The organism is Devosia sp. (assembly GCF_030689745.1).
In the GTDB taxonomy this organism is placed as follows: Bacteria; Pseudomonadota; Alphaproteobacteria; order Rhizobiales; family Devosiaceae; genus Devosia; species Devosia alba.
Genome location: NZ_JAUYGL010000083.1, coordinates 1 through 23,513, shown reverse-complemented (window position 1 = coordinate 23,513; position 23,513 = coordinate 1). Strand labels below are relative to the sequence as shown.

25 protein-coding genes are annotated in these 23,513 nt (G+C 63.5%); 14 read left to right on the top strand and 11 right to left on the bottom strand.

From position 1 onward, the window contains the following. Positions 1-3: 3 nt before the first annotated feature. Positions 4-885 (top strand): 4-(cytidine 5'-diphospho)-2-C-methyl-D-erythritol kinase, encoded by an 882-nt coding sequence (locus Q8O80_RS07565; protein WP_305578569.1) that lies wholly within the window; start codon positions 4-6, stop codon positions 883-885. Here the strand turns inward: Q8O80_RS07565 and Q8O80_RS07560 are convergent. Continuing rightward, positions 882-1,895, bottom strand: coding sequence for a polyprenyl synthetase family protein (locus tag Q8O80_RS07560; protein WP_371136137.1), 1,014 nt, complete (start codon positions 1,893-1,895; stop codon positions 882-884). The genes Q8O80_RS07565 and Q8O80_RS07560 overlap by 4 nt on opposite strands. A gap of 173 nt (positions 1,896-2,068) precedes the next feature. Between Q8O80_RS07560 and Q8O80_RS07555 the strand changes: the two genes are divergently transcribed. The 7 genes from Q8O80_RS07555 (at position 2,069) to glyS (ending at position 9,535) form a co-directional block, all read left to right on the top strand. Continuing rightward, a complete protein-coding gene (locus Q8O80_RS07555) occupies positions 2,069-2,776 on the top strand; it encodes a tRNA1(Val) (adenine(37)-N6)-methyltransferase (RefSeq protein ID WP_305578565.1) in 708 nt (235 codons plus the stop codon). A gap of 61 nt (positions 2,777-2,837) precedes the next feature. Beyond that, entirely contained in the window at positions 2,838-3,674 is an 837-nt protein-coding gene (locus Q8O80_RS07550) for a S49 family peptidase (RefSeq protein WP_371136138.1), read from the top strand. Between the two features lie 3 nt (positions 3,675-3,677). Further along, a complete protein-coding gene (locus tag Q8O80_RS07545) occupies positions 3,678-3,902 on the top strand; it encodes a hypothetical protein (RefSeq protein ID WP_305578561.1) in 225 nt (74 codons plus the stop codon). 51 nt (positions 3,903-3,953) lie between these two features. After that, entirely contained in the window at positions 3,954-4,877 is a 924-nt protein-coding gene (locus Q8O80_RS07540) for a glycine--tRNA ligase subunit alpha (protein ID WP_305578559.1), read from the top strand. Positions 4,878-4,956: 79 nt separating this feature from the next. After that, on the top strand, positions 4,957-5,517 hold the full coding sequence (locus Q8O80_RS07535; protein ID WP_305578557.1) for a LemA family protein: 561 nt from the start codon (positions 4,957-4,959) through the stop codon (positions 5,515-5,517). A gap of 14 nt (positions 5,518-5,531) precedes the next feature. Continuing rightward, positions 5,532-7,442 (top strand): DUF2207 domain-containing protein, encoded by a 1,911-nt coding sequence (locus Q8O80_RS07530; protein WP_305578555.1) that lies wholly within the window; start codon positions 5,532-5,534, stop codon positions 7,440-7,442. 68 nt (positions 7,443-7,510) lie between these two features. After that, complete coding sequence (gene glyS, locus Q8O80_RS07525; RefSeq protein ID WP_305578553.1) at positions 7,511-9,535, top strand: glycine--tRNA ligase subunit beta; 2,025 nt, start codon at positions 7,511-7,513, stop codon at positions 9,533-9,535. 10 nt (positions 9,536-9,545) lie between these two features. Here the strand turns inward: glyS and Q8O80_RS07520 are convergent, their stop codons facing one another. After that, entirely contained in the window at positions 9,546-9,878 is a 333-nt protein-coding gene (locus Q8O80_RS07520) for a hypothetical protein (protein ID WP_305578551.1), read from the bottom strand. A gap of 254 nt (positions 9,879-10,132) precedes the next feature. On the opposite strand from Q8O80_RS07520, the gene Q8O80_RS07515 reads away from it, so the two are divergent. Next, entirely contained in the window at positions 10,133-11,113 is a 981-nt protein-coding gene (locus tag Q8O80_RS07515) for a DUF808 domain-containing protein (protein WP_305578549.1), read from the top strand. Here the strand turns inward: Q8O80_RS07515 and rnhA are convergent. Genes rnhA through ispH form a run of 3 tightly spaced genes read right to left on the bottom strand, consistent with a single transcriptional unit; the run spans position 11,110 to position 13,047 of the window. Next, positions 11,110-11,556 (bottom strand): ribonuclease HI, encoded by a 447-nt coding sequence (gene rnhA / locus Q8O80_RS07510; RefSeq protein ID WP_305578547.1) that lies wholly within the window; start codon positions 11,554-11,556, stop codon positions 11,110-11,112. The two genes, Q8O80_RS07515 and rnhA, sit on opposite strands and share 4 nt — an antisense overlap. After that, on the bottom strand, positions 11,549-12,079 hold the full coding sequence (locus Q8O80_RS07505) for a GNAT family N-acetyltransferase (protein WP_305578545.1): 531 nt from the start codon (positions 12,077-12,079) through the stop codon (positions 11,549-11,551). The genes rnhA and Q8O80_RS07505 overlap by 8 nt, the downstream gene beginning before the upstream one ends. Continuing rightward, positions 12,076-13,047, bottom strand: coding sequence for a 4-hydroxy-3-methylbut-2-enyl diphosphate reductase (gene ispH / locus Q8O80_RS07500; protein ID WP_305578543.1), 972 nt, complete (start codon positions 13,045-13,047; stop codon positions 12,076-12,078). Before ispH ends, Q8O80_RS07505 begins: the two co-directional genes overlap by 4 nt. Before the next feature lie 100 nt (positions 13,048-13,147). Between ispH and Q8O80_RS07495 the strand changes: the two genes are divergently transcribed. The 3 genes from Q8O80_RS07495 (at position 13,148) to Q8O80_RS07485 (ending at position 17,296) form a co-directional block, all read left to right on the top strand. Beyond that, entirely contained in the window at positions 13,148-15,430 is a 2,283-nt protein-coding gene (locus tag Q8O80_RS07495; protein ID WP_305578541.1) for a putative PEP-binding protein, read from the top strand. 76 nt (positions 15,431-15,506) lie between these two features. Then, on the top strand, positions 15,507-16,064 hold the full coding sequence (locus tag Q8O80_RS07490; RefSeq protein WP_305578539.1) for a hypothetical protein: 558 nt from the start codon (positions 15,507-15,509) through the stop codon (positions 16,062-16,064). 179 nt (positions 16,065-16,243) lie between these two features. After that, positions 16,244-17,296: a cell wall hydrolase gene (locus tag Q8O80_RS07485; protein WP_305578537.1), complete on the top strand. Its 1,053-nt coding sequence runs from the start codon at positions 16,244-16,246 to the stop codon at positions 17,294-17,296. Here Q8O80_RS07485 and Q8O80_RS07480 read toward each other — a convergent pair whose 3' ends face one another. The 3 genes from Q8O80_RS07480 to Q8O80_RS07470 form a co-directional block, all read right to left on the bottom strand. After that, complete coding sequence (locus Q8O80_RS07480) at positions 17,297-17,815, bottom strand: hypothetical protein (protein WP_305578535.1); 519 nt, start codon at positions 17,813-17,815, stop codon at positions 17,297-17,299. It abuts the gene before it with no gap. Between the two features lie 123 nt (positions 17,816-17,938). Beyond that, positions 17,939-18,541, bottom strand: a complete 603-nt coding sequence (locus Q8O80_RS07475) for an HD family hydrolase (protein WP_305578533.1) — start codon at positions 18,539-18,541, stop codon at positions 17,939-17,941. A gap of 71 nt (positions 18,542-18,612) precedes the next feature. Beyond that, positions 18,613-19,440, bottom strand: coding sequence for a folate-binding protein YgfZ (locus tag Q8O80_RS07470; RefSeq protein ID WP_305578531.1), 828 nt, complete (start codon positions 19,438-19,440; stop codon positions 18,613-18,615). Positions 19,441-19,508: 68 nt separating this feature from the next. Between Q8O80_RS07470 and Q8O80_RS07465 the strand changes: the two genes are divergently transcribed. Beyond that, positions 19,509-20,843 carry a dihydroorotase gene (locus Q8O80_RS07465; protein WP_305578529.1) on the top strand — a complete coding sequence of 445 codons (1,335 nt, stop codon included), beginning with the start codon at positions 19,509-19,511 and terminating at the stop codon, positions 20,841-20,843. Between the two features lie 88 nt (positions 20,844-20,931). Here Q8O80_RS07465 and Q8O80_RS07460 read toward each other — a convergent pair whose 3' ends face one another. Continuing rightward, positions 20,932-21,807: an alpha/beta fold hydrolase gene (locus Q8O80_RS07460; RefSeq protein ID WP_305578527.1), complete on the bottom strand. Its 876-nt coding sequence runs from the start codon at positions 21,805-21,807 to the stop codon at positions 20,932-20,934. A 26-nt stretch (positions 21,808-21,833) separates the two neighbouring features. Here Q8O80_RS07460 and Q8O80_RS07455 point away from each other — a divergent pair, with 26 nt between their 5' ends. Continuing rightward, positions 21,834-22,397 carry a MarR family winged helix-turn-helix transcriptional regulator gene (locus Q8O80_RS07455; RefSeq protein WP_305578525.1) on the top strand — a complete coding sequence of 188 codons (564 nt, stop codon included), beginning with the start codon at positions 21,834-21,836 and terminating at the stop codon, positions 22,395-22,397. A 194-nt stretch (positions 22,398-22,591) separates the two neighbouring features. Here the strand turns inward: Q8O80_RS07455 and Q8O80_RS07450 are convergent, their stop codons facing one another. Both Q8O80_RS07450 and Q8O80_RS07445 read right to left on the bottom strand, forming a co-directional pair. After that, positions 22,592-22,912, bottom strand: a complete 321-nt coding sequence (locus Q8O80_RS07450; RefSeq protein WP_305578523.1) for a hypothetical protein — start codon at positions 22,910-22,912, stop codon at positions 22,592-22,594. Positions 22,913-23,278: 366 nt separating this feature from the next. Continuing rightward, positions 23,279-23,513: hypothetical protein (locus tag Q8O80_RS07445; RefSeq protein ID WP_371136135.1), on the bottom strand; the 235-nt coding region annotated here is incomplete at its 5' end.

Below are 23,513 nucleotides of genomic sequence, written 5' to 3'. Positions count from 1 at the left end.
GGCGTGGTCGAGCCGCTCATTCAGATCGCCCCCGCCAAGATCAATCTGGCGCTGCATGTGACGCGGCGGCGGGAGGATGGCTTTCACGACCTCGAAAGCCTGGTCGTCTTTGCCGCGCTTGCCGACGAAATCGAGGCCGTGCCGGCCGCCACCGATTCACTGACCATTGTCGGGCCCTTCGCCCGGGGGCTGGGAGCGGGGGAGACCAATCTGGTCTCGCGCGCCGTTGCGGCCTTCCGGGCGCGTTGGCCCGATGCGGTGGCAACCGGCCTGGCCCTGCGTCTGACCAAGAACCTGCCGGTGGCAGCCGGGATCGGCGGCGGCTCGGCGGACGCCGCTGCCGCCCTGCGGCTGATGGTGTCGCAGTCGCGCCACCCCATTGCCGTGCCCGAACTCTCCGATCTGGCAGCCCGGCTCGGCGCTGACGTTCCCGCCTGCCTGATCTCGGCGCCGCTGCTGGCGCGCGGCATTGGTGAACTGCTGCAGCCGCTGACCGACTTTCCGCAACTGCATGTCGTGCTGGTCAATCCCATGGTGCCGCTGGCCACGGCCGATGTTTTTCGTCGTCTGCGGGCGCACGACAATTATCCGCTGCCCGCCTTGCCCGCGCCGCTGACCCGGCCGGTCCAGCTCGGTATCTGGCTGGCCGAAACACGCAATGACCTGCAGCCGCCAGCGGTCAAGCTGGTGCCGGTGATCGGGGAGATTGTTGATCATCTGGCCCAGACCCAGGGCTGCATGCTCGCCCGCATGTCGGGTTCGGGCGCCACGGTGTTCGGCCTGTTCGGTTCAAGTGGCCAGGCCCATCAGGCCGCGCAATTGATGCGCCAACACAACCCCGAACACTGGGTGGCTGCGGCGCCGCTGCTGCTGCCGGGCGCCTAATAGGCGCGCAGCACGCTGAATTCAACAACGTCAATGAGCAGGGTGCGCAATTCCGAGGCGGGCAGGACCTCAAGGGCCTGCTGCGCGGCGCGGGCATGGGCATGGGCCTGCGCCAGGGTGCGCGGCAGCGTTTCCAGCCGGTTCAGAATTGCCACCACCTCGGCAACCTGCTCGGCGGTGGCCTCGGCATCGCCCAGGGCCGTGGCAATGGTTTCGCGTTCGGCTTGACTGCCTTCGGCCAGCGCCAGAATGATCGGCAGGGTCATCTTGCCTTCGCGCAGGTCATCGCCGGTATTCTTGCCTAGCGTGCCGGCCTGGCCGCCATAATCGAGCGCATCGTCAACCAGCTGGAAGGCGTTGCCCAGCTCCAGCCCGTAACTGGCCAGTGCCTTGCGGCCGGCGGCGTCTGCGCCACCGGCAATGGCGCCGACCTCGCAGGCCGCTTCAAACAGCACGGCGGTCTTGGCGCGAATGACTTCGGCATAATCGGCCGGGGTTGTGGTCAAGTCGCCGGTTTTGGACAGCTGGAACACTTCGCCTTCAGCCATTACTGCGGAAGCTGCCGACAGCACGCCCAGCGAATCGATGTCGCGGGTTTCCACCATCATCATGAAGGCCTGGCCGAGCAGGAAGTCGCCCACCAGGATCGAGGCCTTGTTGCCCCAGACCATCCGCGCAGCCGGCTTGCCGCGCCGCATGTCGCTCTCGTCGACCACATCATCGTGCAGCAGGGTGGCGTTGTGCATGAACTCGACGGCGGCCGCGAAATTGATCGCCGAGCCCTCGCCCTTGCCGAACAGTTGCGCCGCCGCGACCGTCAACATCGGGCGCAGGCGTTTGCCGCCGCTGTCAATGAGATAGCGGGCCAATTCGGGCACCATGTCGACATGGGAGTCGGCCCGGCTCAGGATCAGCGCATTGACCTTGGCCATGTCGTCGGCCGTGGCAGCCAACAAGCGGTCGATCGGGGTGGCGATGGGCGCCTCTTTAATCTGAGTCAGCACTGACACCGTCTATTCACCCCAACACGCGCCACCGGCAAAATTGATTGAGTCTATCGGCTTCGCGCATGTAAGGTCGCGCAAAACCGGCCTTTTCGGGTATGATGTCCCTAGACCAGCCTGCTGCCTTTGTAAAACATGAAACAGTGACGCGCGACGCCTTTTTGGGCGGCAGGCTCACTGTGTCGCAGCCACGCCACGGTTTTCGCGCCGGGCTCGACAGCGTCCTGCTCGGGGCGGCGGTGGGAGCGGGTCGCACCAGCCTGCTCGATCTGGGCTGTGGCGTGGGCACAGCCGCGCTGGTCGCGCTGGTTCATGCGCCCCTCATGCAGGCCGTCCTGGCCGATCAGAATCCCGAAATGCTGGCGCTCGCGGCACGCAATATCGCCGACAACGGGCTGAGCGAACGCGCCCGGACCGTGGCCGTCGATGTCAGCGCCAAGGGCAGCGAACGCCGCGCTGCCGGACTGGCCGAGAATGCCTTCGACGCCGTGATCGCCAATCCGCCGTTTTTTACCGATGGTGCCGGCACGCTGGCGGGCGACGCCGGGCGGGCCGGGTCGCGCCACATGGATGGCGCCGCGCTCGACCGCTGGGTCAAGACGGCCGCCGGTTGTGCGGCGAGCGGCGGCGAAATCATCTTCATCTATCCCGCCACCAGCCTGACGCCGCTGCTGGGAGCCTTTGCCCAGCGCTTTGGCGCCATCACCGTGCTGCCGCTGACGCCGCGCCCGGGCGGGGCGGCCAGCCGGGTGCTGGTGCGGGCCATCAAGGGCTCACGCGCCCCGCTGACCCTGTTGGCCAGCCGGTCGCTACACGATGCACAAGGGCGCGGCTTTCACGCCGATTTTGACGCAATCTTCCGCGGTTCGGCCCGGCTCGACTGGTAATCCCCAGCGCTACGCCCTAAGTCTGGCGTCGATCTTGAAGTGAGGTATGACGATGAACGATCTGGCCCCGACGGCGCGGACCTGGCTGCAGCGCCTGACCGGACGCGGCAGGGTCGTCATTCCGGTGGTCAAACTGCATGGCGTCATCGCCGCCGAGCAGCGTCCGGGCCGCATCAACATGGCCAGTGTGGCGCCGTTGCTCAAACGCGCCTTCGCCATCAAATCGGCGCCCGCCATTGCCATCATCGTCAACTCGCCCGGCGGCTCGCCGGTGCAGAGCCGGCTGATTTCCAAGCGCATTCGCGACCTCGCCGATGAGCACAACAAGCCCGTGCTGGTTTTTGTCGAGGACGCCGCAGCGTCGGGCGGCTACTTCATCGCCGTGGCCGGCGACGAGATCATCGTCGATCCGTCCTCCATTGTCGGCTCGATCGGCGTCATCATGGCCGGGTTCGGCTTTGTCGGTACGCTGGAGAAGCTGGGCATCGAACGGCGCGTGCACACGGCGGGCAACAACAAGTCGACGCTCGATCCATTCCTGCCCGAGAAGGCCAGCGACATCAAACGTATCAAACAGGTCGAGCTGGACATTCATCAGGTGTTCATTGACGTGGTGAAGACGCGGCGCGGCACCAAGCTCAAGGCGCCCGACGAGGCCCTGTTTACCGGCGAATGGTGGACCGGCATGCGCGGTGTCGAACTGGGTCTGGTCGACGCCATCGGCGACCTGCACGAAACCCTGCGCAGCCGCTTCGGCAAGCATGTGCAGCTCAAGCTGATCGAGCCCAAACGCAGCCTGTTCTCCCTGCCGCGCCTGGGTTTTTCCGCTTTCGGCTTCAGCGCCGATATCGCCGCCACCATCGAAGATCGCGCCGTCTGGGCGCGGCTGGGGCTTTAACCTATGCTGCTACGCGTCCTCATCTTCCTGGCCCTCGCCATTGTCATCTATCTGGGCATCGCCAAGATCTGGCGCGACTGGACCCGTCAGTTCAAGACCGACGACGAGGAAGCCCGCCGCCTGCGCCGCGAACGCGACCAGCGCGAGCGTGAGAAACCCGGCATTATCGACCTCAAGCGCGATCAGGATGGACGCTTCCGTCCCGATGAGGATGACAAACGCCGTTGACCCTGCGGGATGGCCAAACTAGAGGTTTGTCCAGTTAGCAGGGACTGCCAAATGACCAACCGCCCATCCTACATGGACCCCAGGAACTCGTTTCAGGGTCTGATCCTTACGCTGCAGCAATTCTGGGCGGAGCAGGGCTGCGTCATTCTGCAGCCCTACGACATGCCCATGGGCGCCGGTACCTCCCACACCGCCACCGTGTTGCGCGCGCTGGGCCCCAAGCCCTGGAAGGCTGCCTATGCGCAGCCATCGCGCCGCCCCACTGACGGCCGCTATGGCGAGAACCCCAATCGGCTGCAGCACTATTATCAGTTCCAGGTGATCCTAAAGCCATCGCCCTCCGACATTCAGGACCTCTATCTCAAATCGCTGTATGCGATCGGGCTGGATCCGGCGCTGCATGATCTGCGCTTTGTCGAGGACGATTGGGAGAACCCCACGCTCGGCGCCTGGGGCCTGGGCTGGGAAGTCTGGTGCGATGGCATGGAAGTCAGCCAGTTCACCTATTTCCAGCAGGTTGCCGGTTTTGAGTGCAACCCGGTTGCCGGGGAACTGACCTATGGCCTGGAACGCCTCGCCTGCTATCTGCAGAATGTCGACTCCATCATGGAGCTCAACTTCAATGGCGGCACCGGCGACGACAAGGTTACCTATGCCGATGTGTTCCTGCAGAACGAGCAGGAGCAGTCCAAGTACAATTTCGAGGCTGCCGACACCGAAATCCTATTCCGTCACTTTGCCGATGCCGAGCAGGAATGCCGGGCCATCCTGCACAAGGGCGCCCAGGCCAATCGCCAGACCATGGCCATTCCGGCCTATGAGCAGGTGCTCAAGGCCGCGCACAATTTCAACCTGCTCGATGCGCGCGGCGTCATCTCGGTGACCGAGCGCCAGAGCTACATTCTGCGCATTCGCGAACTCTCCAAGAGCTGCGGCGAAGCCTGGCTGCAGACTGCTGGCGGCGGCGCGGAATAGTGACGGCGCCCATTGCGCAGGCGTGTGCGCAATGCCAGTGTCCACAGCATGTTAAAGTGCGCTTGAGGGAGCCTGCATCATGATCGGTTGGATCATTCTTGGTCTGGTGGCTATCGCGGTCATCTACGCCATCAGCATCTACAACGGCCTGGTCAAGACCCGGCAGATGGTGGAAGAGGGCTGGTCGGGCATCGACGTGCAACTCAAGCGCCGCACCGATCTCATTCCCAATCTGCTCGAAACGGTGAAGGGCTATATGGGCCATGAGCGCGAGACGCTCGAAGCGGTCACCAATGCCCGCGCCAATGCCACCAGCGCCGCCAATGGCACACCCGAGGAGCGCGCCGCGGCTGAAGGCCAGCTCTCATCGGCTCTGGGGCGCCTGATCGCCACCGCCGAGGCCTATCCCGACCTCAAGGCCAATACGACTTTCCTTGAATTCCAGGCCGCGCTGCAGACCGTCGAAGACGAAATCCAGATGGCGCGCCGCTACTACAATGGCGCCACGCGCAATCTCAACGTCATGGTGGAGTCCTTCCCCTCCAATCTGGTGGCCAACAATTTTGGCTTCCAGAAGGCCGAGTATTTTGAACTCGAGGCCGACGCTGACCGGGCGGTGCCGTCCGTCAAGTTCAACTAGCCGGCATGCCTGCCTTGTACCGGTCGTTTATCGCCCTGCTGCTCGGGCTGATGCTGGCATTGCCGGCATTGGCGCGTGAGGAAATCCGCGCCTATGCCAGCGATATCGCCATGGCGGTGGATGGCACGGTAACCGTTACCGAGACCATTGCGGTCAATGCCGAGGGCGAGGACATTCGCCGCGGGATCTACCGCGATATTCCGGTGGTCATGCAGGGCCGCGATGGCGGCAAAGTGCGGCCGGATTTCGACGTTGCCGGCGTCTGGCGCGATGGCGCCACCGAGACCTATCGCGTCGAGCGCATGGGCGATTTCCAGCGCATCTGGATCGGCCATCCCGATGTGCTGCTGCGCCATGGACCGCACACTTACACCATCACCTACACCATGAGCCGCATGGCGCGGTCCTTCGAGGATCACGACGAGCTGTACTGGAACGTCACCGGCAATTACTGGATCTTCCCGATCCTGTCAGCGGAGGCCAGTGTGACGCTGCCGGACGGCGCCATTATCTCGGAGCTGGCCGGCTATACCGGCACCGTCGGCTCCACCGAGCAGGCCGTGGCCGTGAAGCGCAACGCGGACAATGCCGCCAGCTTCCGCGCCGGCCGTGCCCTTGGCGCGGGCGAGGGCATGACCATCGCCGTGGCTTTCAACAAGGGCATCATCCAGTACCCGACCGGCATCGACGCCCTGGCCCAGTACCTGCTCGATCTGCGCGACAGCATCATCCCGGTGCTCGCTGCCTTGCTGGCCGCCGCCTATAATGCGCTGGCCTGGTTCCGCGTTGGCCGCGATCCTGAAAAGGGCGTCATCTTTCCGCGCTTTCATGCCCCCAAGGGCTTTTCGCCGGCGCTGGTGCACTACATCCACAAATGGGGCTTCAGCGACACCGGCTGGACCGCGCTGACGGCTGCCATCTTCAATCTGGGCGTCAAGGGCCTGGTCACCATCGACAATACCACCGACAATCTGCGCCTCAGCGTCACCGGCAAGGCGCCCGAAGCGCCCCTGACCACCGGCGAAGAGGTGATCTTTGAGTATCTGGAGGGCAAGCAGACCCTTGAAATCAACAAGGCCAGTGGCCCGGGCCTGAAGAAGCGGCTGCTGGCTTTCACTACCGCCATCGCGCAGGAAAATCGCGCGCTGTGGTTCAAGACCAATACCGGCTATTCCGTGCTCGGCTATGCACTGGGCATCGCGCTGCTGGCCGGCATGGTGTTTACCGAAATGCTCGATCCGCTCTGGCTGATCGGCGCCATTGTGCTGGGCATCCTGTTGTCCTCGCTGGGCGGCCTGATCAGCAAGGGGTTCCAGAAGCGCTATCTGTCGCGCGTCTTTGTCGCCATCTGGGTGCTGATCATGGCGTCCAATGTGTTCGGTCTGGCGCTGGACAGCTTTTCGACGCTGCAGATCAATGTTGCGGCGATTTCGGCGGTCTCCATTGTCATGGTCACCATTGTATTCGCCTTCCTGATGCGGGCGCCCACCCTGCAGGGCCGCAAGGTGATGGACGAGATCGAGGGCCTCAAACTCTATCTCGAGACCGCCGAGCAGGAGCGCATGAACATGGCCGACGCGCCGCCGATGACGGTGACACGGTTTGAGCGCCTGCTGCCCTTTGCCATTGCGCTGGGTGTCGAGAAGCCGTGGAGCGAACATTTCGAGGCCGAACTGGCCCGTCACGCGGTAGAAGACGCGCCCGACCATTACGCGCCAAGCTGGTATCATGGTGGCACAATCGGCTCGGCAGGCCGGGCGGCCTCCAGCATGACCAATGCCGTCAGCGCCGCTGCCGCCTCGATGACCGCCGCCATGGTTGCCGCGCAACCGGTGCAGGCCAGCTCATCGGGGTTCTCCAGCGGGGGTGGCGGCGGTGGCTTTTCCGGCGGTGGCGGCGGCGGTGGCGGCGGGGGCGGCTGGTGAGGGGCGTGTAGACATCGCCGCTCGCTCAAGTTAAGCAAACCGCGCCTTCCCAACCCCTGGTATCTGTTATGCCCGAACTGCTGCTTGAACTGTTTTCCGAGGAAATCCCGGCCCGCCTGCAAAGGCGTGCGGCCGATGACCTCAAGAAACTGGTGACCAACGCGCTGGTTGATGCCGGCCTGGTCTATGAGGGTGCCAAGGCCTTTGTGACGCCGCGCCGGCTGGCGCTGACGGTGACCGGCCTGCCGGGCCGCTCGCCCGATACCAGCGAGGACAAGAAGGGCCCCAAGGTCGGCGCGCCGCAGCAGGCGATCGACGGCTTTCTGCGCGGGGCCGGATTGGCTTCCATCGACGACGCCACCATTGAGAGCGATCCCAAGAAGGGCGATTTCTATGTTGCGCGTATCGACCGGCCCGGTGCCGATGCGGTGACGCTGCTCTCGGCCATTCTGCCCAAGGTGCTGAACGATTTCCCCTGGGCCAAGTCCATGCGCTGGGGGTCCGGCAGCTTCAACTGGGTCCGGCCGCTGCGCGCCATCACCGCGACATTTGGCGCCGAGAACGAAGAGCCGGTGGTCATCCCCTTCGATTCCAATGAACTGAGCGCGGGCCAGACCACCTATGGCCATCGCTTTCTGGCGCCGGAGCCCATCCGGGTGCGCCGCTTCGATGACTATGTGACCGCGCTGGAGCGCGCCAAGGTCGTGCTCGATATCGACCGCCGCAAGGACATCATCAAGACCGATGCCGAGCAACTGGCCTTTGCCCAGGGGCTGACGGTCATCGCCGATGAAGGCCTGCTCGAAGAAGTCGCCGGTCTGGTGGAATGGCCCGTGGTGATGATGGGGACGTTTGACCCCAGTTTCCTCAAGCTGCCCGAAGAAGTCATCATCGCCACCATCCGCGCCAATCAGAAATGCTTCTGCCTGCGTGATGCCAGTGGCAAGCTGGCGCCCAATTTCATCATCACCGCCAATACCGAAGCCAGTGATGGCGGCACGGTAATCACCGCCGGCAATGAGCGCGTCATCCGCGCCCGGCTCAGCGACGCCATGTTCTTCTATGCCGGCGATCTGTCCCTGCCGCTTGAGCATGGCCTGCCCAAGCTCGAAGACACCGTGTTCCACGCCAAGCTGGGCAGCCAGTTTGCCCGCGTCGAGCGGCTGGTGAAGCTGGCGGGCGAAATTGCGCCGCTGGTTGGCGCCGACCCCGAACGCGCCAAGCGCGCCGCCATGCTGGCCAAGGCCGATCTGACCACCGGCATGGTCGGCGAGTTCCCCGAACTGCAGGGTCTGATGGGGCGCTATTACGCCAGCGCCCAGGGCGAGCCGGCCGATATCGCGACGGCCATTGAAATGCACTACAAGCCGCTCGGCCCCACCGATCAGGTACCCACCGAGCCGACCTCGATCGCCGTGGCTTTGGCCGACAAGCTCGACCTGCTGACCGGCTTCTGGGCCATCGATGAGAAGCCGACCGGCTCGCGCGACCCGTTTGCCCTGCGCCGCGCCGCGCTGGGGGTGATCCGGATTATCACCGAGAATGGATTGCGGCTGCCGCTCAAGGTTGAGCCCGATCTGCTCGACTTCTTCCATGATCGCCTCAAGGTGATGCTGCGCGACTCCGGCGCGCGGCACGATCTGGTGGATGCCGTGATCGCCGAAGACAGCAACGATATGCTGCAGATTGCTCAGCGTGCCGAGGCTCTTTCAACGCTGCTGTCGTCGGCCGATGGCCAGAACCTGCTGGCCGGCTACAAGCGTGCTGCCAATATTCTGGCGGCCGAGGAGAAGAAGGACGGCCTCAACTATATCGGCACCGTGAAGCAGGACGCGCTGGTGCTGCCCGAGGAGACCGCTTTGGCCTTCGCCGTTGATGCAGTCCATGCCGCCGTGGCCGGCCACGTGGCCAAGGATGACTACAAGGCCGCCATGGCAGAGCTGGCCACGCTGCGAGCCCCGGTGGACGCCTTCTTTACCGCGGTGATGGTCAATGATGACGATGCTGCGGTGCGCGCCAATCGGCTCAACCTGCTGGCGCGCCTGCGTGACACCATGCATCTGGTGGCCGATTTTTCCAAAGTCGCGGGTTAGGCGGCGCCGCCTAGCGGGCGGCGCAGGTAAGGGGGCCGATACTGGTTTCGAAGGCGAAACTGGTGTCGCCATACTCGTCAGTGACGAAATGGCCGCGTAGTGCAATGTCGGCCAGCGGTCCGCTTTGCGCGGTGACCTGGTCGCCCGACGAGGTGACCTGACCCTGGCCGCGCGAAATCAGATCCGAGGCGATGTCATAATCGCCCGCCACAAACAGGCTCAGCGTGCCAAAGTCAGCGCCTTGACCATTGGTGCAGGCATAGATGCCCGGTGGTGGAAATTGCGCCAGCGCTGGCGCCGTCAGCGCGACAAAGCTGATGAACAGGGGAACGATGCGGGTCATGCCGTGGTTATCCGATCCCCGGGCCCCATCATGCAACTCATAGTCGCGTGATCGCCTTGGTGCCGGCGGCTAGAATAAGTCTTTTGAACCCGTAGGGATGCCCATCCAGCAGTCCCTACAGGCGCGCGATGATGCGGCGACCGGGGCGGACCGTGCGGGGACAGTGAGAAGCCGGCACGGCTCCGGCAACAAATCAGGGCAGTTGTGCGTTGGACTGGTTCCGATAAGGTGCGGCCAAACAAGGGATTTTGCGGATGAGTGTTGGTCTGCTTGCGCTGCTCGACGATGTTGCCGGACTGGTCAAGGTGGCGGCAGCATCGCTGGATGATATTGCGGGGCAGGCCGGCAAGGCAGGCGTCAAGGCGGCCGGCGCGGTGATCGATGATGCGGCGGTGACGCCGCGCTATGTCGACGGTTTCACCGCCGACCGCGAATTGCCCATTGTCGGCGCCATTGCCTGGGGCTCGATCCGCAACAAGATCCTCATCCTGTTGCCGGCGGCCCTGCTGCTCAGCACGTTCCTGCCCTGGCTGATCACCCCGCTTTTGATGCTGGGCGGCGGCTATCTCTGTTACGAGGGCGCCGAAAAGGTATTCCACGCCTTTGCGCCCCATCAGGCCGAAGCGCATGAAGCCAAGCTTGAGCCGGTCGCCATCAACGCCTCGACCCTGGAAGACCAGAAGATTGCCGGCGCCATCCAGACCGATTTCATCCTCTCCGCCGAGATCATGACCATTGCCCTGTCGGCCATTGAGGCGCCCGATGTGCTGACCCGCGCCATCATCCTGGCAATCGTGGCAATCGGCATCACCGCGGTGGTCTATGGCGGCGTGGCGCTGATCGTGAAGGGCGACGATTTTGGACTGTGGATGGCCCGCCATGCGCGCAGCGGCGGGGGCAGGGCGTTTGGCCGGGCGCTGGTCAAGGGCATGCCCGGTTTCATGCAGGCCCTCAGCGTCGTCGGTACGGCGGCCATGATCTGGGTGGGTGGGGGCATTATTGCCCATGGCCTGGTGCAGTTCGGCATTACCGGGCCAGAACACTTCATCGAGGCCGCGTCCGAATGGGCCGCGCATGCCATGCCCGCCATTGGCGGCTTCGCCGGCTGGGTCGTGATGGCGCTGATCGACGGCGTTGGCGGGCTGATTCTGGGGGCTCTGCTGATCCCGGTGGTCGGCACGGTAATCGCGCCGGCCTTCAAGGCCGCCAAGGGGCTGCTGCCCGGCCGCGCCTAACGGCGGGTCTTGAACGGGGCCATGCCCTCATTGGCCAGTTGATCGGCCCGCTCGTTCAGATCGTGCCCGGCATGGCCCTTGACCCAGCGCCAGTCAATGGTGTGGCGCTTGGTCGCCTCGTCCAGCGCCTGCCACAGCTCAAGGTTCTTCACCGGCTTCTTGTCGGCCGTGCGCCAGCCATTCTTCTTCCAGCCCTTCATCCAGCTCTGCACGCCGTTCTTGACGTATTGGCTGTCGGTGTGCAGTTCGACATCGCAGGCCCGGGTCAGCGCATTGAGCGCTTCGATGGCAGCGGTCAGCTCCATGCGGTTATTGGTGGTCAATTCGGCGCCGCCACACAGCTCCCTGGTCTTGTCGCCATATTGCAGGATGGCGCCCCAGCCGCCGGGACCGGGATTGCCCGAACAGGCCCCGTCAGTGTGGATGATCACGGTGTCAGTCATTGGCCCCCGGCCGGTTGTAGACATGGAATTGGCAGACCAGCCCGCCCGGCTCGGTCTCGATATGGGTCGGGGTCATGCCGATGCGCCGCAGCACGGCCAGTGACGGCGCATTGCGGACATCGGCAAAGCCGATGAAGTGGCTGTGCGCGGTCTCGGCAAAAATCCAGTCACGCAACCCCGCTGCCGCCTCGCTTGCATAGCCCTGACCGTGATGTTCCGCGAACAGGGCATAGCCTATCTCGGGTTCACCGGTGCGGGGATAAATGCCAAAGCCGGCCCGGCCAATCAGCGCACCATCGGCTTTGCGCGTCACCCGCAATTTGCCGAGGCGGCGGGTTTCGAACAGCTCAATCCAGCCCGCCAGGGCCTGCGCGGCCTTGGCTTCGGACCAGGCCTCGCCCTCCAGTGACAGATATCGGGCGATCGCCGGATCGCCGTGCAGCCGCACCAGATCGGGCAATTGCTCCATGCTCCAGCCGGACAGCCTGAGCCGATCGGTCTCAAACAGCAGCCGATCCGTCATTGCGCAGCGGCGCCGGCGATGGTGCGCAACTCACGCGGAATGTTGAAGGCGATGTTCTCCCGCGCCGTGACACGCGCCTCGACCTTGATCTCATAGCGCTGGGCGAAGGCTTCGATCACCTCGTCGACCAGCTTCTCCGGCGCCGAGGCGCCCGCCGATACGCCCAGCGTCTTGATGCCGGCAAAGCGGTCCCAGTCGATGTCGGCGGCGCGATCAACCAGCATGGCAATCTTGCAGCCCGCGCGTTCGGCAACTTCGACCAGGCGCAGCGAATTGGACGAATTGGGCGACCCCACCACGATCATCGCATCCACCTCGGGCGCCACCGATTTGATGGCCTCCTGGCGATTGGTGGTGGCGTAGCAGATGTCTTCCTTGTGTGGCCCATTGATCGCCGGGAACCGCTGCTTGAGCGCGGCAACGATCTCGCGCGTGTCATCCACCGACAGCGTGGTCTGGGTCACAAAAGCCAGGGTCTGCGGATCCTTGGGCTCAAACACCATGGCGTCGGCCACCGTTTCGATCAGGGTGATCGCCCCGACGGGGAGCTGCCCCATGGTACCGATCACCTCGGGATGGCCCTTGTGGCCGATCAGCACGATCTCGTGACCCTCGGCAAAATGGCGCTGCGCCTCCACATGCACCTTGCTGACCAGCGGGCAGGTGGCATCCAGAAAGAACATGTTGCGCGTCTTCGCATCGGCCGGCACCGATTTGGGCACGCCATGGGCGGAGAACACCACCGGTGCCTCGGTGTCGGGGATCTCATCGAGTTCCTCGACGAAAATAGCCCCTTTGTCGCGCAGACCATCCACTACATATTTGTTATGAACGATGGCGTGGCGGACATAGACCGGCGCGCCGTATTTCTCGAGGGCGAGTTCAACAATCTGAATGGCACGATCAACCCCGGCACAAAAGCCGCGGGGGGCGCAGAGCAAAATGTCTAGATGTGGCCGCTTTTCCATATCAGATCAGATGCTTTCGACACGGCGACAAGTCAAGTCTTGTTGCAGCGGCCAAGTCGCGCAGGCATGATGGCATTGTAATCAGGACAAGGACTTACCAGTGAGTTTGGCGCAGGAAATGTTCGCTATCGCCCCGGCCATGGGAAAAGCGAATCTGTCGGCCAGCCAGCTCAAACTGCTCAGCGGCAAGGCCCGCTGGATTTACCGGGTCGGCGAAGCCGGTTTTCCGACCGTTCCCACCATTGTGCTGACTCGCGCCGCCTGGGAGGCGCTGCAGAACGAACGGACCCGCAAGGATATCCGCCTGCGCACCCATTGGGTGGCCTGCCTGTTCAAGCTGGTCGGCAAGGACGGCACCCCGCCGCCATTGGTGGTGCGCACCTCCGCGGCCACCCATAATGGCGGCCTGATGCCGGCCAAGCTCGGTATTGGCGCCCCCGCCCATGCCGAGGATTCGGTCGACCCCAATCGCCCGCTGGCCAAATCCATCAAGCAAGCCTTTGACAGCTATGGCTTCGGCCAGGGCTGGACCGCTCGTCCGGACGAAGATCGTGGCAAGCAGATCGTTCTGATTCAGGCCCAGGTCGAGGGCAAGATCGAGCAGTTTCTGACCCGCAACGGCACCACCGGCGCCCTGGGACCGGCGCCGCTCGATGGCGCGCCTTTGCCCAAACTGCCCGAATCGGCGGTGGCGCTGGTGGCGCTGGTTGATGCCAAGGCCGGCCGCCACATGTGCTGCGCCGTGGCCATTCGACACGGTGAGTTGCAGTTCCTGTCCGCCCGTCCGTTCCAGGCCTCGCCTGCCGCCGATCTGGAGGCGGCGGTCGATCGGGTCAATCGCAAGGTCTGGTCACCGCAAAACGCCGTCAGCCGCGTCGATCCGACCCGGCTGGCCCAATTGCTGCACCCGCGGCTGAAATCCACCCAGGGCGCGATCCCGATTGCCAAGGGGCTTGGTGTGTCGCCCGGGGCAGCCAGTGGCATGATCGTGTTCAATCCCGAGGATGCGGCCCGGCTGCGGGCCCGCGGCAAGCACTGCATTCTGGTGGTCAACGAGACCGGACCCTCCGACATTGACGGCATGAAGGCCGCCACCGGCATTCTGACCGCCCGCGGTGGCATGTCCAGCCATGCCGGCGTCGTCGCGCGCATTACCGGCAAGCCCTGCGTGGCGGGCGTGCGGACGCTGTCGGTCGATGCGAGCGAGATGGTGTGCTGGATCGGCGAGCGCGAGTTCCGCAGTGGCGATCTGCTGACCATCGATGGCAGTGATGGCGCGGTCTATGTCGGCACTTTGCCCCTGGCCCAACCCCATATTGGCGGGGCCATCCGCACGCTGCTCGACTGGTCCGACGCCAGCCGCACCATTGCCGTGCGCACCAATGCCGAGAGCATCGAATCCGCGACGACCGCGCTGAGTTTTGGCGCCGAGGGGATCGGCCTGGCCCGCAGTGAACACATGTTCTTTTCGCCCGAGCGCATGGTGGCTCTGCGACGCATGATCCTGAGCGAGAACGAGGATGACCGTAGCCAGGCGGTCAATGGCTTGGTTGACTATCAGACCGGCGATTATTCGGCGCTGTTTTCAACCATGCAGGGACGACCGGTGACCGTTCGGCTGTTTGACCCGCCGCTGCACGAATTCCTGCCGCGCACCGATGACGATATCGAAGAGACAGCCGCCTCGCTGGGCCTGGCGGTGCGGGCGCTGCGGCTGCGGCTTGATCGCATTGCCGAGGTCAATCCCATGCTGGGCCATCGCGGCGTGAGGCTGGCGATCACCTATCCCGAAATTCTCTCCATGCAGATGCAGGCCATCATGGCCGGGGTGCGCGCGGCCAGCGAAACCCAGGACGAACCGGTGGCTGTGGAAGTCATGGTGCCCTTTGTCTCGACAGCCAGCGAAGTGGCCTTTGTGCGCGAGCGCCTCAACACCATTGCCGCCAATTCGGGGCTGTTGCGCACCGAAAGGGTCAAGCTTTCCTTTGGCACCATGATCGAGCTGCCGCGCGCCTGCCTGCGGGCCGGTGACATCGCCCAGATGGTCGATTTCTTTTCCTTTGGCACCAATGATCTGACCCAGACCACTTTCGGCATCTCGCGCGACGATGCCCCCACCTTCCTTGCGGCCTATCAGCGCAAGGGCATTTACGAGCGCGACCCCTTTGTCACCATTGACGAGAAGGGGGTGGGGGAATTGATCGCCATCGCCATAGCACGCGGCCGGGCGGCCAATCCGCGCCTCAAGATCGGCATTTGCGGTGAGCATGCCGGCGATCCGGCATCGCTGCGGTTCTTCTCCGGCCTGGGTGTCGACTATGTCAGTTGTTCGCCCTATCGTGTTCCCGTTGCCCGGCTGACGCTGGCGCAGACCTCCGCTTAACTTGCGGATGCACAATCCCTATATGCAAGGGGAACAAGCTGGCACAGGCCGGCGCAAGGGATGGGATAATACCACCGTGAAACGACTGTCGGCTCTCGCACTGTTGCCGCTCTTTGCAGCACCCGTACCCGTGGCAATGGCCCAGAGCGGGGTATCGCAATGCGTGTCGATCGAGAGCGATGTAGAGCGACTTTCCTGCTATGACGGCCTGTTTCGCAGCCTCCAGACCAACCAGGACGGCTTGAGCGTCACCCTGCAGTCCGAGCAACTGATCCCCGCCTGGCCCAGCGGGCGCGGATCCGCCACCATGGTGGTCAATTGTGCTGACGACGTGCTCAGCGTCGCCTTCACCTTTGCCGGCAACACCATGTCGGCGCTGGGGCGCGACGCCGGCATTACCCTGCAATATGATCTGCAGGCCCGGCGCAGCAGGACGCTTCCGGTCAATGAAGACAACACCGCCATCGTGCTGGACAATTCACGCGACGCCGCAGAGTTTCTCGATGGATTGGCTGGTGCCACCAATCTGACGGTTCGGGTCACGCCGGTGAACCTGCGCTCGCTCTCGGTGCGCTTCCGCGTGGATACGTTCATGCCTGCCGTCAATGACGTACGGGCCGCCTGCGGCGTCTGATCGCCGAGAAAATCCTCCGATCACAGCAATGCCCATTCCCGGCCATGGTTAGGCCATTGCCATGCCCGAAACGCTGTTTACGCGCTGCTAACCCTAATCAGTCATCATCACGATTGTCGGCATTTTAGCGTCACTTGTTGCCGGTCAGTAGTTTTGTTGCGTTGTGTTGAGTTGCGTAGATGGTTTTTTCCCACCGGCCCGTGGCGCATTGGCGCCCGGCCAAAGCGATTCGTCGCCTGCATCCCACGTCCAGGTTTCTGGCGCTGGGCCTGCTTGGTGCCCTGAGCTACGCGGGATTGACCGGCGGGGCCTTCGGGCCGGCCTCGGACCTCCCCGACATCAGTGCTGCACGGCTCAACCTGGTGAGCGCCAGCCTGTCCTATACCGGCATCGATCCCGTCATCACCGGCTCGGTCAACAACCTGTTTGACAGCGCCAGCTTCACCGGACCCAATCGCGCCGAAAAGGGCGATCGGCTGCGCCCGGCTGTCGATGTTCTGGCACTATCGCGCAGCTTTGCCGAAGCCCGCATCCGCCTGGCCTCGCTGCGCTCGGGCCCTGACGATCCGACGCTGGCGCAGAACCACTTTGCCGATATCGCGCCGACCGGCGACGTCGAAATCGGCCCGCGCATGTCGATTGCGGCCATCGATCCGTCAGCCATCAACCCGACCGCTGCGGCGGCGCTGGACGCCATTGCCGGCATCGCGCCAACCCTGTCGACGCCCCTGCCGGTGCAGGCATCCGAGCAGCTTGCCTATGCCCGCGAAACCGCGCCGGTTACCGGTGGTTTTGCCCAGGGTGAAGCTGTCGCCACCTCCGAAAAGGAACTGTGGTGCCTCTCGACAGCGATCTATTTCGAGGCCCGCGGCGAAAGCTATCGTGGTCAGGTTGCGGTCGCCCAGGTGGTGCTCAATCGCGTCAAGGACCGGCGCTATCCCGGCACCATTTGCGGCGTGGTGTTCCAGAACCAGACCAAGCGCAACGCCTGCCAGTTCTCCTTCGCCTGTGATGGCATCCCCGAATATATCAATGACGCCAAATCATGGGCGCAGGCCGAGGACATTGCCGAGCGCTTCACAGATGGCGAGCTCTATCTGACCGAAGTGGCGGACGCGACGCACTACCATGCCACCTATGTCCGCCCCGCCTGGGCGCCGCGCATGACCAAGCTGAGCCAGATCGGGCTGCACGTATTCTACCGGTTCAAGCGCGGCTGGCTGTTCGGCTGATCAGCAGACCGCATAGTCTTTGCCGCGGACGCAGGTGGTGTCGCCCCACTGGGTGACCCGCGTCGTGCCGGACCGGATATAGAAAAACGACTGCCCAAGGCGGCTGGTGAAGCCGTGCCACTGGCCGCCGCTCCAGAACGAGAAACGGTTGCGGCTCGGGGGCACTTCGTCGACGGCAATACCCGGATATTGCACGTTTTTCGAGAACATGGCGTCGCTCGAATAGGTGCCGGTGGCGGTGTTGGCAATGGTCACATAGGTCACCCGGCCAGCCTCGATCTTCTTGACCACCTGTGACGAGATCGGGTCCTGCGACACCCAGTCTTCGGACTGGATCTGGTATTGGCGGCCTTCGAACTTGACCAATTTAGTGGTGTCAAAGCCCGGTGCGAACACCGACTGCACCATTTCGTCGGCAAAGCTCTCGATCACGATACCCGGGCCGGTCACGGCCAGTGCAGAGGCGCAGACCGCGCCGAGTGTCATACCCAGCAGCATGTGGCGGTTCGGCAGGTCCATGGTTGGTGTCCCGGAATGATGCGGAAGGTGGTTTCCTATTAACCGATTAGAAACCATAACCCTGCTTCACGCAAAGTTCATCACCCGTTAAGGTTAATATCCACAGCGCCCAAGCTGTTGGTACTACACAGAAATTGCTTCAAAGGCGGCCACAAAGCGATCATGCGCCTCGCCCGTCGGCCAGGGGCGGATCAGCCGGTCGAACGCCTCGACGTCAAAGGCCGGCTGGCTGGGCGCGCCAAAAAACTTGCGGGCCTCGGCATCCTCGAACCCTGCCAGATGCACCGCTTCGAAAAACGCCGCCTCGCGATCGGCTTTCTTGACCAGCTTGGCCACCGGTCCGCTCATCGCCGCGGGCAGGGAAAAGCGCAGGAATATCGCCGAGAGCAGCCGGTTCTCAACGTCCTTGTAATTGCCGCCCATGGCCGCCTTGAAGGGCGAGATGATGTCGCCCATCACATATTCGGGGGCATCATGCAGCAGCGCCTGCAGCCGGCTGATCGGTACTGCATCGGGATTGGCGGCGCGGAACAGCTCGAGCACCAGCACCGAATGCTGGGCCACCGAAAACGGATAGTCGCCATAGGTCTGGCCATTCCAGCGCGCCACGCGGGCCAGGCCATGGGCAATGTCGGAGAGTTCGACATCCATCGGCGATGGATCAAGAATATCGAGACGGCGCCCCGACAACATGCGTTGCCAGGCGCGTGAACTGGTCCGTGCCATCTTGCCCCGATTGGTTAGCAGACTGTTAGCATCGAGCTTAGCAGTTGAGCTCGATTCGCTAAACTCGGCGGCTAGTCTTCAGCAACAGCGTCGCCAAAGCCATATTCGGCCCAGACGGGCAGGGAGAGCTGCACCGGCCTGCCATCGATGGTCACTGCAGCGGGGTCGGTAATGCGGTCGAGGCGCAGAATGGCCACGGCCATGCCATCGGCAACCTGACCGATCGTGCCGGCGTCCCGCCCGCCACAGCTCACGGCGCTGCCTGCGGGGGCGACAATGCCCGAGACGATTACCGGGCGGCGGCGGGCAGTGCCCCGATGCTTCATCCGGCTGACGACCTCCTGGCCGACATAGCAGCCCTTGGCGAAGTCGATGCCTTCAAGGATGTCGAGGCCGACATCGTGCGCGAAGGCATCATTGGCGGGGTAGTCATTGCCCTGATGGGCAATGCCGACGCTGATCCGCTCGGTCTGGTAGAAATCGTCGTTCTGCACCCAGCCCGCCGTTTCCTCCACCGGCGCAATGGTGCGCCAGCCCATGGCGAGCGGGCCCTGTCGATCGGTGTGGCGGATGCCGCTGGGTTCTTCATCCTGGGCAAAGCCGACACGGTGGGTTTCCCGCAGATCGTCGATCACGGCCTGGGCGCGCAGGCGATACATTTTCATGCGCTTGAAGAAATCGTCAGCGACCGACTGGTGTACATCCACCCAGATGCCGTCCGGGGCATGACCGGCCAGGCCCTCGGCCAGTATCTTGCCCTGGGGGGAGAGCAGGGCCCAGGCGGCGGCGACTTCGCCCTCGGCGGGGATCGGGCCGGTCACCACATCGTTGAGCAGCTTGTGGGCGTCAGGGCCGGAAAACCGGAATACGGCACGGTCGGCGCGCAAATGGATGGTCATGGTCGCTTGCCTCTAGGTCGCTGCCTCCGCTAAACCGGCGTGATACGGGCAATGGCAGGATCAGAGACATGGCGCAGTACGACACAATTTTCAAGAACGCGACACTGGTCAACCATGACGGCGAAGGCCTGGCCGATGTCGCGGTGCGCGCTGGCCGCATCGCCGCCCTTGGTGATCTGTCGGGCGACAGCGCCCGTGAGATCGTCGACTGCACCGGCCTGCACATCCTGCCCGGCGTCATCGATACCCAGGTGCATTTCCGCGAGCCGGGCCTGACCCACAAGGAAGATCTGGAGTCGGGATCGCTCTCGGCCGTGATGGGCGGCGTCACCGGTGTGTTTGAAATGCCCAATACCAACCCGCTGACCACCAGCCGCGAAACCTTCGAGGCCAAGATTGCCGCCGGCACCAACCGCATGCATTGCGACTTCGCCTTCTATATTGGCGGCACGCACGAAAATGTCGATGAACTGGCCGCGCTGGAGCGACTGCCGGGCTGTGCCGGCATCAAGGTGTTCATGGGGTCGTCCACCGGCTCGCTGCTGGTGGCCGATGATGACGGCGTCGAGAACATTCTGAACGCCATTTCCCGCCGCGCCGCCTTCCATTCCGAAGATGAATTCATGCTCGAAGCGCGCAAGCATCTGCGCGTCGAGGGCGATCCCTCGAGCCACCCCGTCTGGCGCTCGCCCGAAGTGGCGCTCAACTGCACCAAGCGGCTGGTGGCTTTGGCCCACAAGACCGGCAAGCGCATCCACGTGCTGCATATCTCCACCGCCGAAGAAATGGTCTATCTCGCCGACCACAAGGATGTGGCCAGCGTCGAGGTGACGCCCCATCACCTGACCCTGGACGAGACTGCCTATGAGCGGTTGGGCACCTATGTGCAGATGAACCCACCCGTCCGGGACGCGATCCATCGCGACGGCATCTGGGCCGGGGTCAGCAATGGCGTCGCCGATATTCTGGGCTCCGACCACGCGCCGCATACGCGGGAAGAGAAGGACCATGCCTATCCCGCCTCGCATTCCGGCATGACCGGCGTGCAGACCCTGGTGCCGATCATGCTTGACCATGTGAATGCGGGAAAACTGAGCCTGCAGCGCTTTGTCGACATGACCAGCGCCGGCCCCAACCGCCTGTTCGGCATCGCCAACAAGGGCCGCATCGCGGTGGGCTATGATGCCGATCTGACCATTGTCGATCTCAAACGCCGCGAGACGATCCGCAATGCCGACGTCAAGAGCCGCGCCGGCTGGACACCCTATGATGGCGTGACGGTCACCGGCTGGCCCGTGGGCACCATTGTGCGCGGCAAGACGGTAATGTGGCAGGGCGAACTGGTCACGGCCTCGACCGGCCAGCCCATGCGGTTCCTGGAGGCGCTGCCACAGCAGGCATAGCGCTCGGCGCTTTGGCAGTCTGGGGGAGGGGACGGGAAGCTCTCAGGTCTCCTGCCGAATAGGCCTTCAGGCCGCTTCCCGAATTGCCTCAACGAGTCTGGTCGACTGCCCCGATGAATTCCAGCATTGCAGCCGCCAGGGCGAGTGGGGCTTCCATGGCGATGTAGTGGCCGGTGTTAGCGATGGTGCATGTCTTCAGCTGGCCCGGGGCGGCGGCAGCGAATGACTGGGCAGTGAAACTGGAGCCGATCTGATCGATGGCGAGCGCCGGCACGGTCAGCGGCCTGGCGGCGACCAGAGCCCTGTATTCTTCGACTTCACGCAGGTTGCTGCTGTAAATCGACTGTGCACCCGTCCAGCCGCCAGGGCGCGCGTAGCCGCGGATGAATTCGGCGATATCGGCCGCTCCGATGGCGGCGGCGGCGGTCGTCGTTGGCGGGGCGAAGATAAACTCGGTCAGCAGCTCGGTCTCACGCCCCTTGAAGAAGCACTCGGCCGCACCCGGCTTTGCGAGTGTGCCGAAATACCAGGCGATCAACGGACTGGCGAGAATTTCGAGGCCGAAACCCGGCAGGCCGGTTTCAATGGCGATGAAGCTCTGCACATCCTGCGGATGGGTGGCGGCCAACCGGAAAGCCAGCGGGCCCGAAAAGTCCTGCGCTGCCAGATGGACGGGACCAAGGCCGAGATAGCTGATCAGCGCATGCAGGTCGTCGGCCATGGTCGTGCTGCTATCGCCCGGCTTGGCGATGTCGGAGGCGCCGAAACCACGCAGATCGACGGCAAAGACGCGGTGGGATTTGGCCAGTGCAGGGATGACCTTGTGAAAGGCCCACCAGGTTTCCGGCCAGCCGTGGACCAGAAGGATCGGTGCCCCTTCATCACCAGCGGAAACGTAGTGCAGCTTGGTGCCGTTGAGGTGAACGTGATGGTGGGCGACTTCGGGAATGGTCGATGGCGTCATGGGCTTTTCCTTCAAGGACAACTTGGTTGTCTAATTGGGAAATAGACATCCGGGTTGTCGGTGTCAACCGGATTGGACATACTGGTTGTCTTTTCTGCCCGATTGCGTTAGCGACGGGCATGAGCAGAAAAGGTGCCGATCTCGCATTGCTTCTTCTGGGCGGCTTCCGGCAATTGGCTGAGGACGCGGGGGCCGAGTTGCTGCGCCGTGGCTATCCGGAGCTTCGTCCGAGCCAGGAATTTGCCATGCGGGCAATTGCGGGTGGCGCCGACAGCGCATCCGAACTGGGCCGCCGCTTGTCGATCTCCAAACAGGCGGCCGCAAAGGTCACCAGCGTGTTGGAGGAGCGCGGCTACGTGGCGCGTATGGATGATGCGAAGGATTTCCGACGCAAGCTGCTGACCGTTACGCCGCTCGGTCATGAGGTCATGGCGCAGGGCGAGGCCATATTCGATGACCTGCGCGCCGCCTGGGCCCGCAAAATCGGTGAGACGGCGCTGGATCGTCTGCAGTCCGACCTGTCGATCCTGATCGGGAATGCCGCTGTCGATCTGGACGCACCAGGCATGACCGGGCTTGAAGAGGATTAGCTGCGACAACGTCAGCTTTCGGCCGAACGGGTGGTTGGCATAGGGTGACCCCGAGGGGCCGCAGACCCAGGAAGCGCGTCTTGCTGTTGAGAAAAAGCGTGTCATCCCGCCGGGCAGCACAATGCCTTATGCTGCCTGACGGGCGCATCCAGGCGTATGGAATGATTGATTTGAAGTCGCCTGGATTTCAGTGGTTACCGCTTGGGCAGGTTCCAGTCCTTGCGGTCTTCCTTGGCGTCGGTTCCCAGCCCCAGTCCCTTGCCGGCAGTATTCTCTCCCGTGGCGCCGTCGAGGTCGAACCCTGGTCTGTCGTGCTGTTCTTCAGACGGAACAGGGTTTGCCTCTTCAGTCTCGGGGGCGTCATCCGCACTGGGGCGCTGATTGGTGGGCACGTCCTTGTACTCATCGATCCTGACGCCGGTGCTATCCAGGCTTTGCCCATCCCGCCGCTGCGACTTGTCGCGATTGCTGAGAATGTCATTCTTGCGGACCTTGTCGTCGTCCAAATTCGTCATTGCGCCGGTGCCACTTTGTTGGCCAGCTGCCATGGTGTTGCTCCGTTTGTTCGCATCGCAGGAGGCGATGCCCAATAGAACACAACGAGCCGCGCGAGCGATGGATGCATGGATTTGTCAATCACATCGGGTGACTCCACCCGGCTTGCGCCCAATGTCGGCCACTTCGGCCAACCCGCGCGCATTTCAAAAAGCTACCCATCCGCTTTGGCCGATGAAGCGTCAGAAACTGTGGCCTAGCCGAAGTCGCCCTATCGCGGCGAATGGCAACTCTCGGGAATTTCCCGATCTATCGCGAATGGTTGAGATAGGGTCGGAAGCGGCGGCCCCAGTCAATTGCAATGGCAGCGTTCAGGCCTGAACCGCCTACTGCAGGATCTTGTCGAGGTTGTATTCGCCAGAGCGAATCCGGTCGGGCAGCATGGCGACCAGGTCGGCGGCGGCTTCATCGCCGTGCAGTTTGACCAAAGTGGCCAGCGCGGCGAACAGCGACGCATGGGCGAGCGAGCCGGTCTGTACGCCGTCTTCTTCGGCCTCATTCCAGGCCTCGGCCAGATATTCCAGCGCCAGCTGGCGCTCGCCGCTTTCGCGGTCAAAAACG

Excerpts from the sequence above, each read along its gene's own strand:
- Q8O80_RS07460 (WP_305578527.1), bottom strand. The coding sequence starts at position 21,807 with ATGACGCCATCGACCATTCCCGAAGTCGCCCACCATCACGTTCACCTC.
- Q8O80_RS07535 (WP_305578557.1), top strand. The coding sequence starts at position 4,957 with ATGATCGGTTGGATCATTCTTGGTCTGGTGGCTATCGCGGTCATCTAC.
- Q8O80_RS07480 (WP_305578535.1), bottom strand. The coding sequence starts at position 17,815 with ATGGACCTGCCGAACCGCCACATGCTGCTGGGTATGACACTCGGCGCG.
- Q8O80_RS07515 (WP_305578549.1), top strand. The coding sequence starts at position 10,133 with ATGAGTGTTGGTCTGCTTGCGCTGCTCGACGATGTTGCCGGACTGGTC.
- Q8O80_RS07465 (WP_305578529.1), top strand. The coding sequence starts at position 19,509 with ATGGCGCAGTACGACACAATTTTCAAGAACGCGACACTGGTCAACCAT.
- Q8O80_RS07475 (WP_305578533.1), bottom strand. The coding sequence starts at position 18,541 with ATGGCACGGACCAGTTCACGCGCCTGGCAACGCATGTTGTCGGGGCGC.
- glyS (WP_305578553.1), top strand. The coding sequence starts at position 7,511 with ATGCCCGAACTGCTGCTTGAACTGTTTTCCGAGGAAATCCCGGCCCGC.
- Q8O80_RS07485 (WP_305578537.1), top strand. The coding sequence starts at position 16,244 with ATGGTTTTTTCCCACCGGCCCGTGGCGCATTGGCGCCCGGCCAAAGCG.
- Q8O80_RS07520 (WP_305578551.1), bottom strand. The coding sequence starts at position 9,878 with ATGACCCGCATCGTTCCCCTGTTCATCAGCTTTGTCGCGCTGACGGCG.
- Q8O80_RS07450 (WP_305578523.1), bottom strand. The coding sequence starts at position 22,912 with ATGACGAATTTGGACGACGACAAGGTCCGCAAGAATGACATTCTCAGC.
- Q8O80_RS07540 (WP_305578559.1), top strand. The coding sequence starts at position 3,954 with ATGACCAACCGCCCATCCTACATGGACCCCAGGAACTCGTTTCAGGGT.
- Q8O80_RS07505 (WP_305578545.1), bottom strand. The coding sequence starts at position 12,079 with ATGACGGATCGGCTGCTGTTTGAGACCGATCGGCTCAGGCTGTCCGGC.
- ispH (WP_305578543.1), bottom strand. The coding sequence starts at position 13,047 with ATGGAAAAGCGGCCACATCTAGACATTTTGCTCTGCGCCCCCCGCGGC.
- Q8O80_RS07545 (WP_305578561.1), top strand. The coding sequence starts at position 3,678 with ATGCTGCTACGCGTCCTCATCTTCCTGGCCCTCGCCATTGTCATCTAT.
- Q8O80_RS07470 (WP_305578531.1), bottom strand. The coding sequence starts at position 19,440 with ATGACCATCCATTTGCGCGCCGACCGTGCCGTATTCCGGTTTTCCGGC.
- rnhA (WP_305578547.1), bottom strand. The coding sequence starts at position 11,556 with ATGACTGACACCGTGATCATCCACACTGACGGGGCCTGTTCGGGCAAT.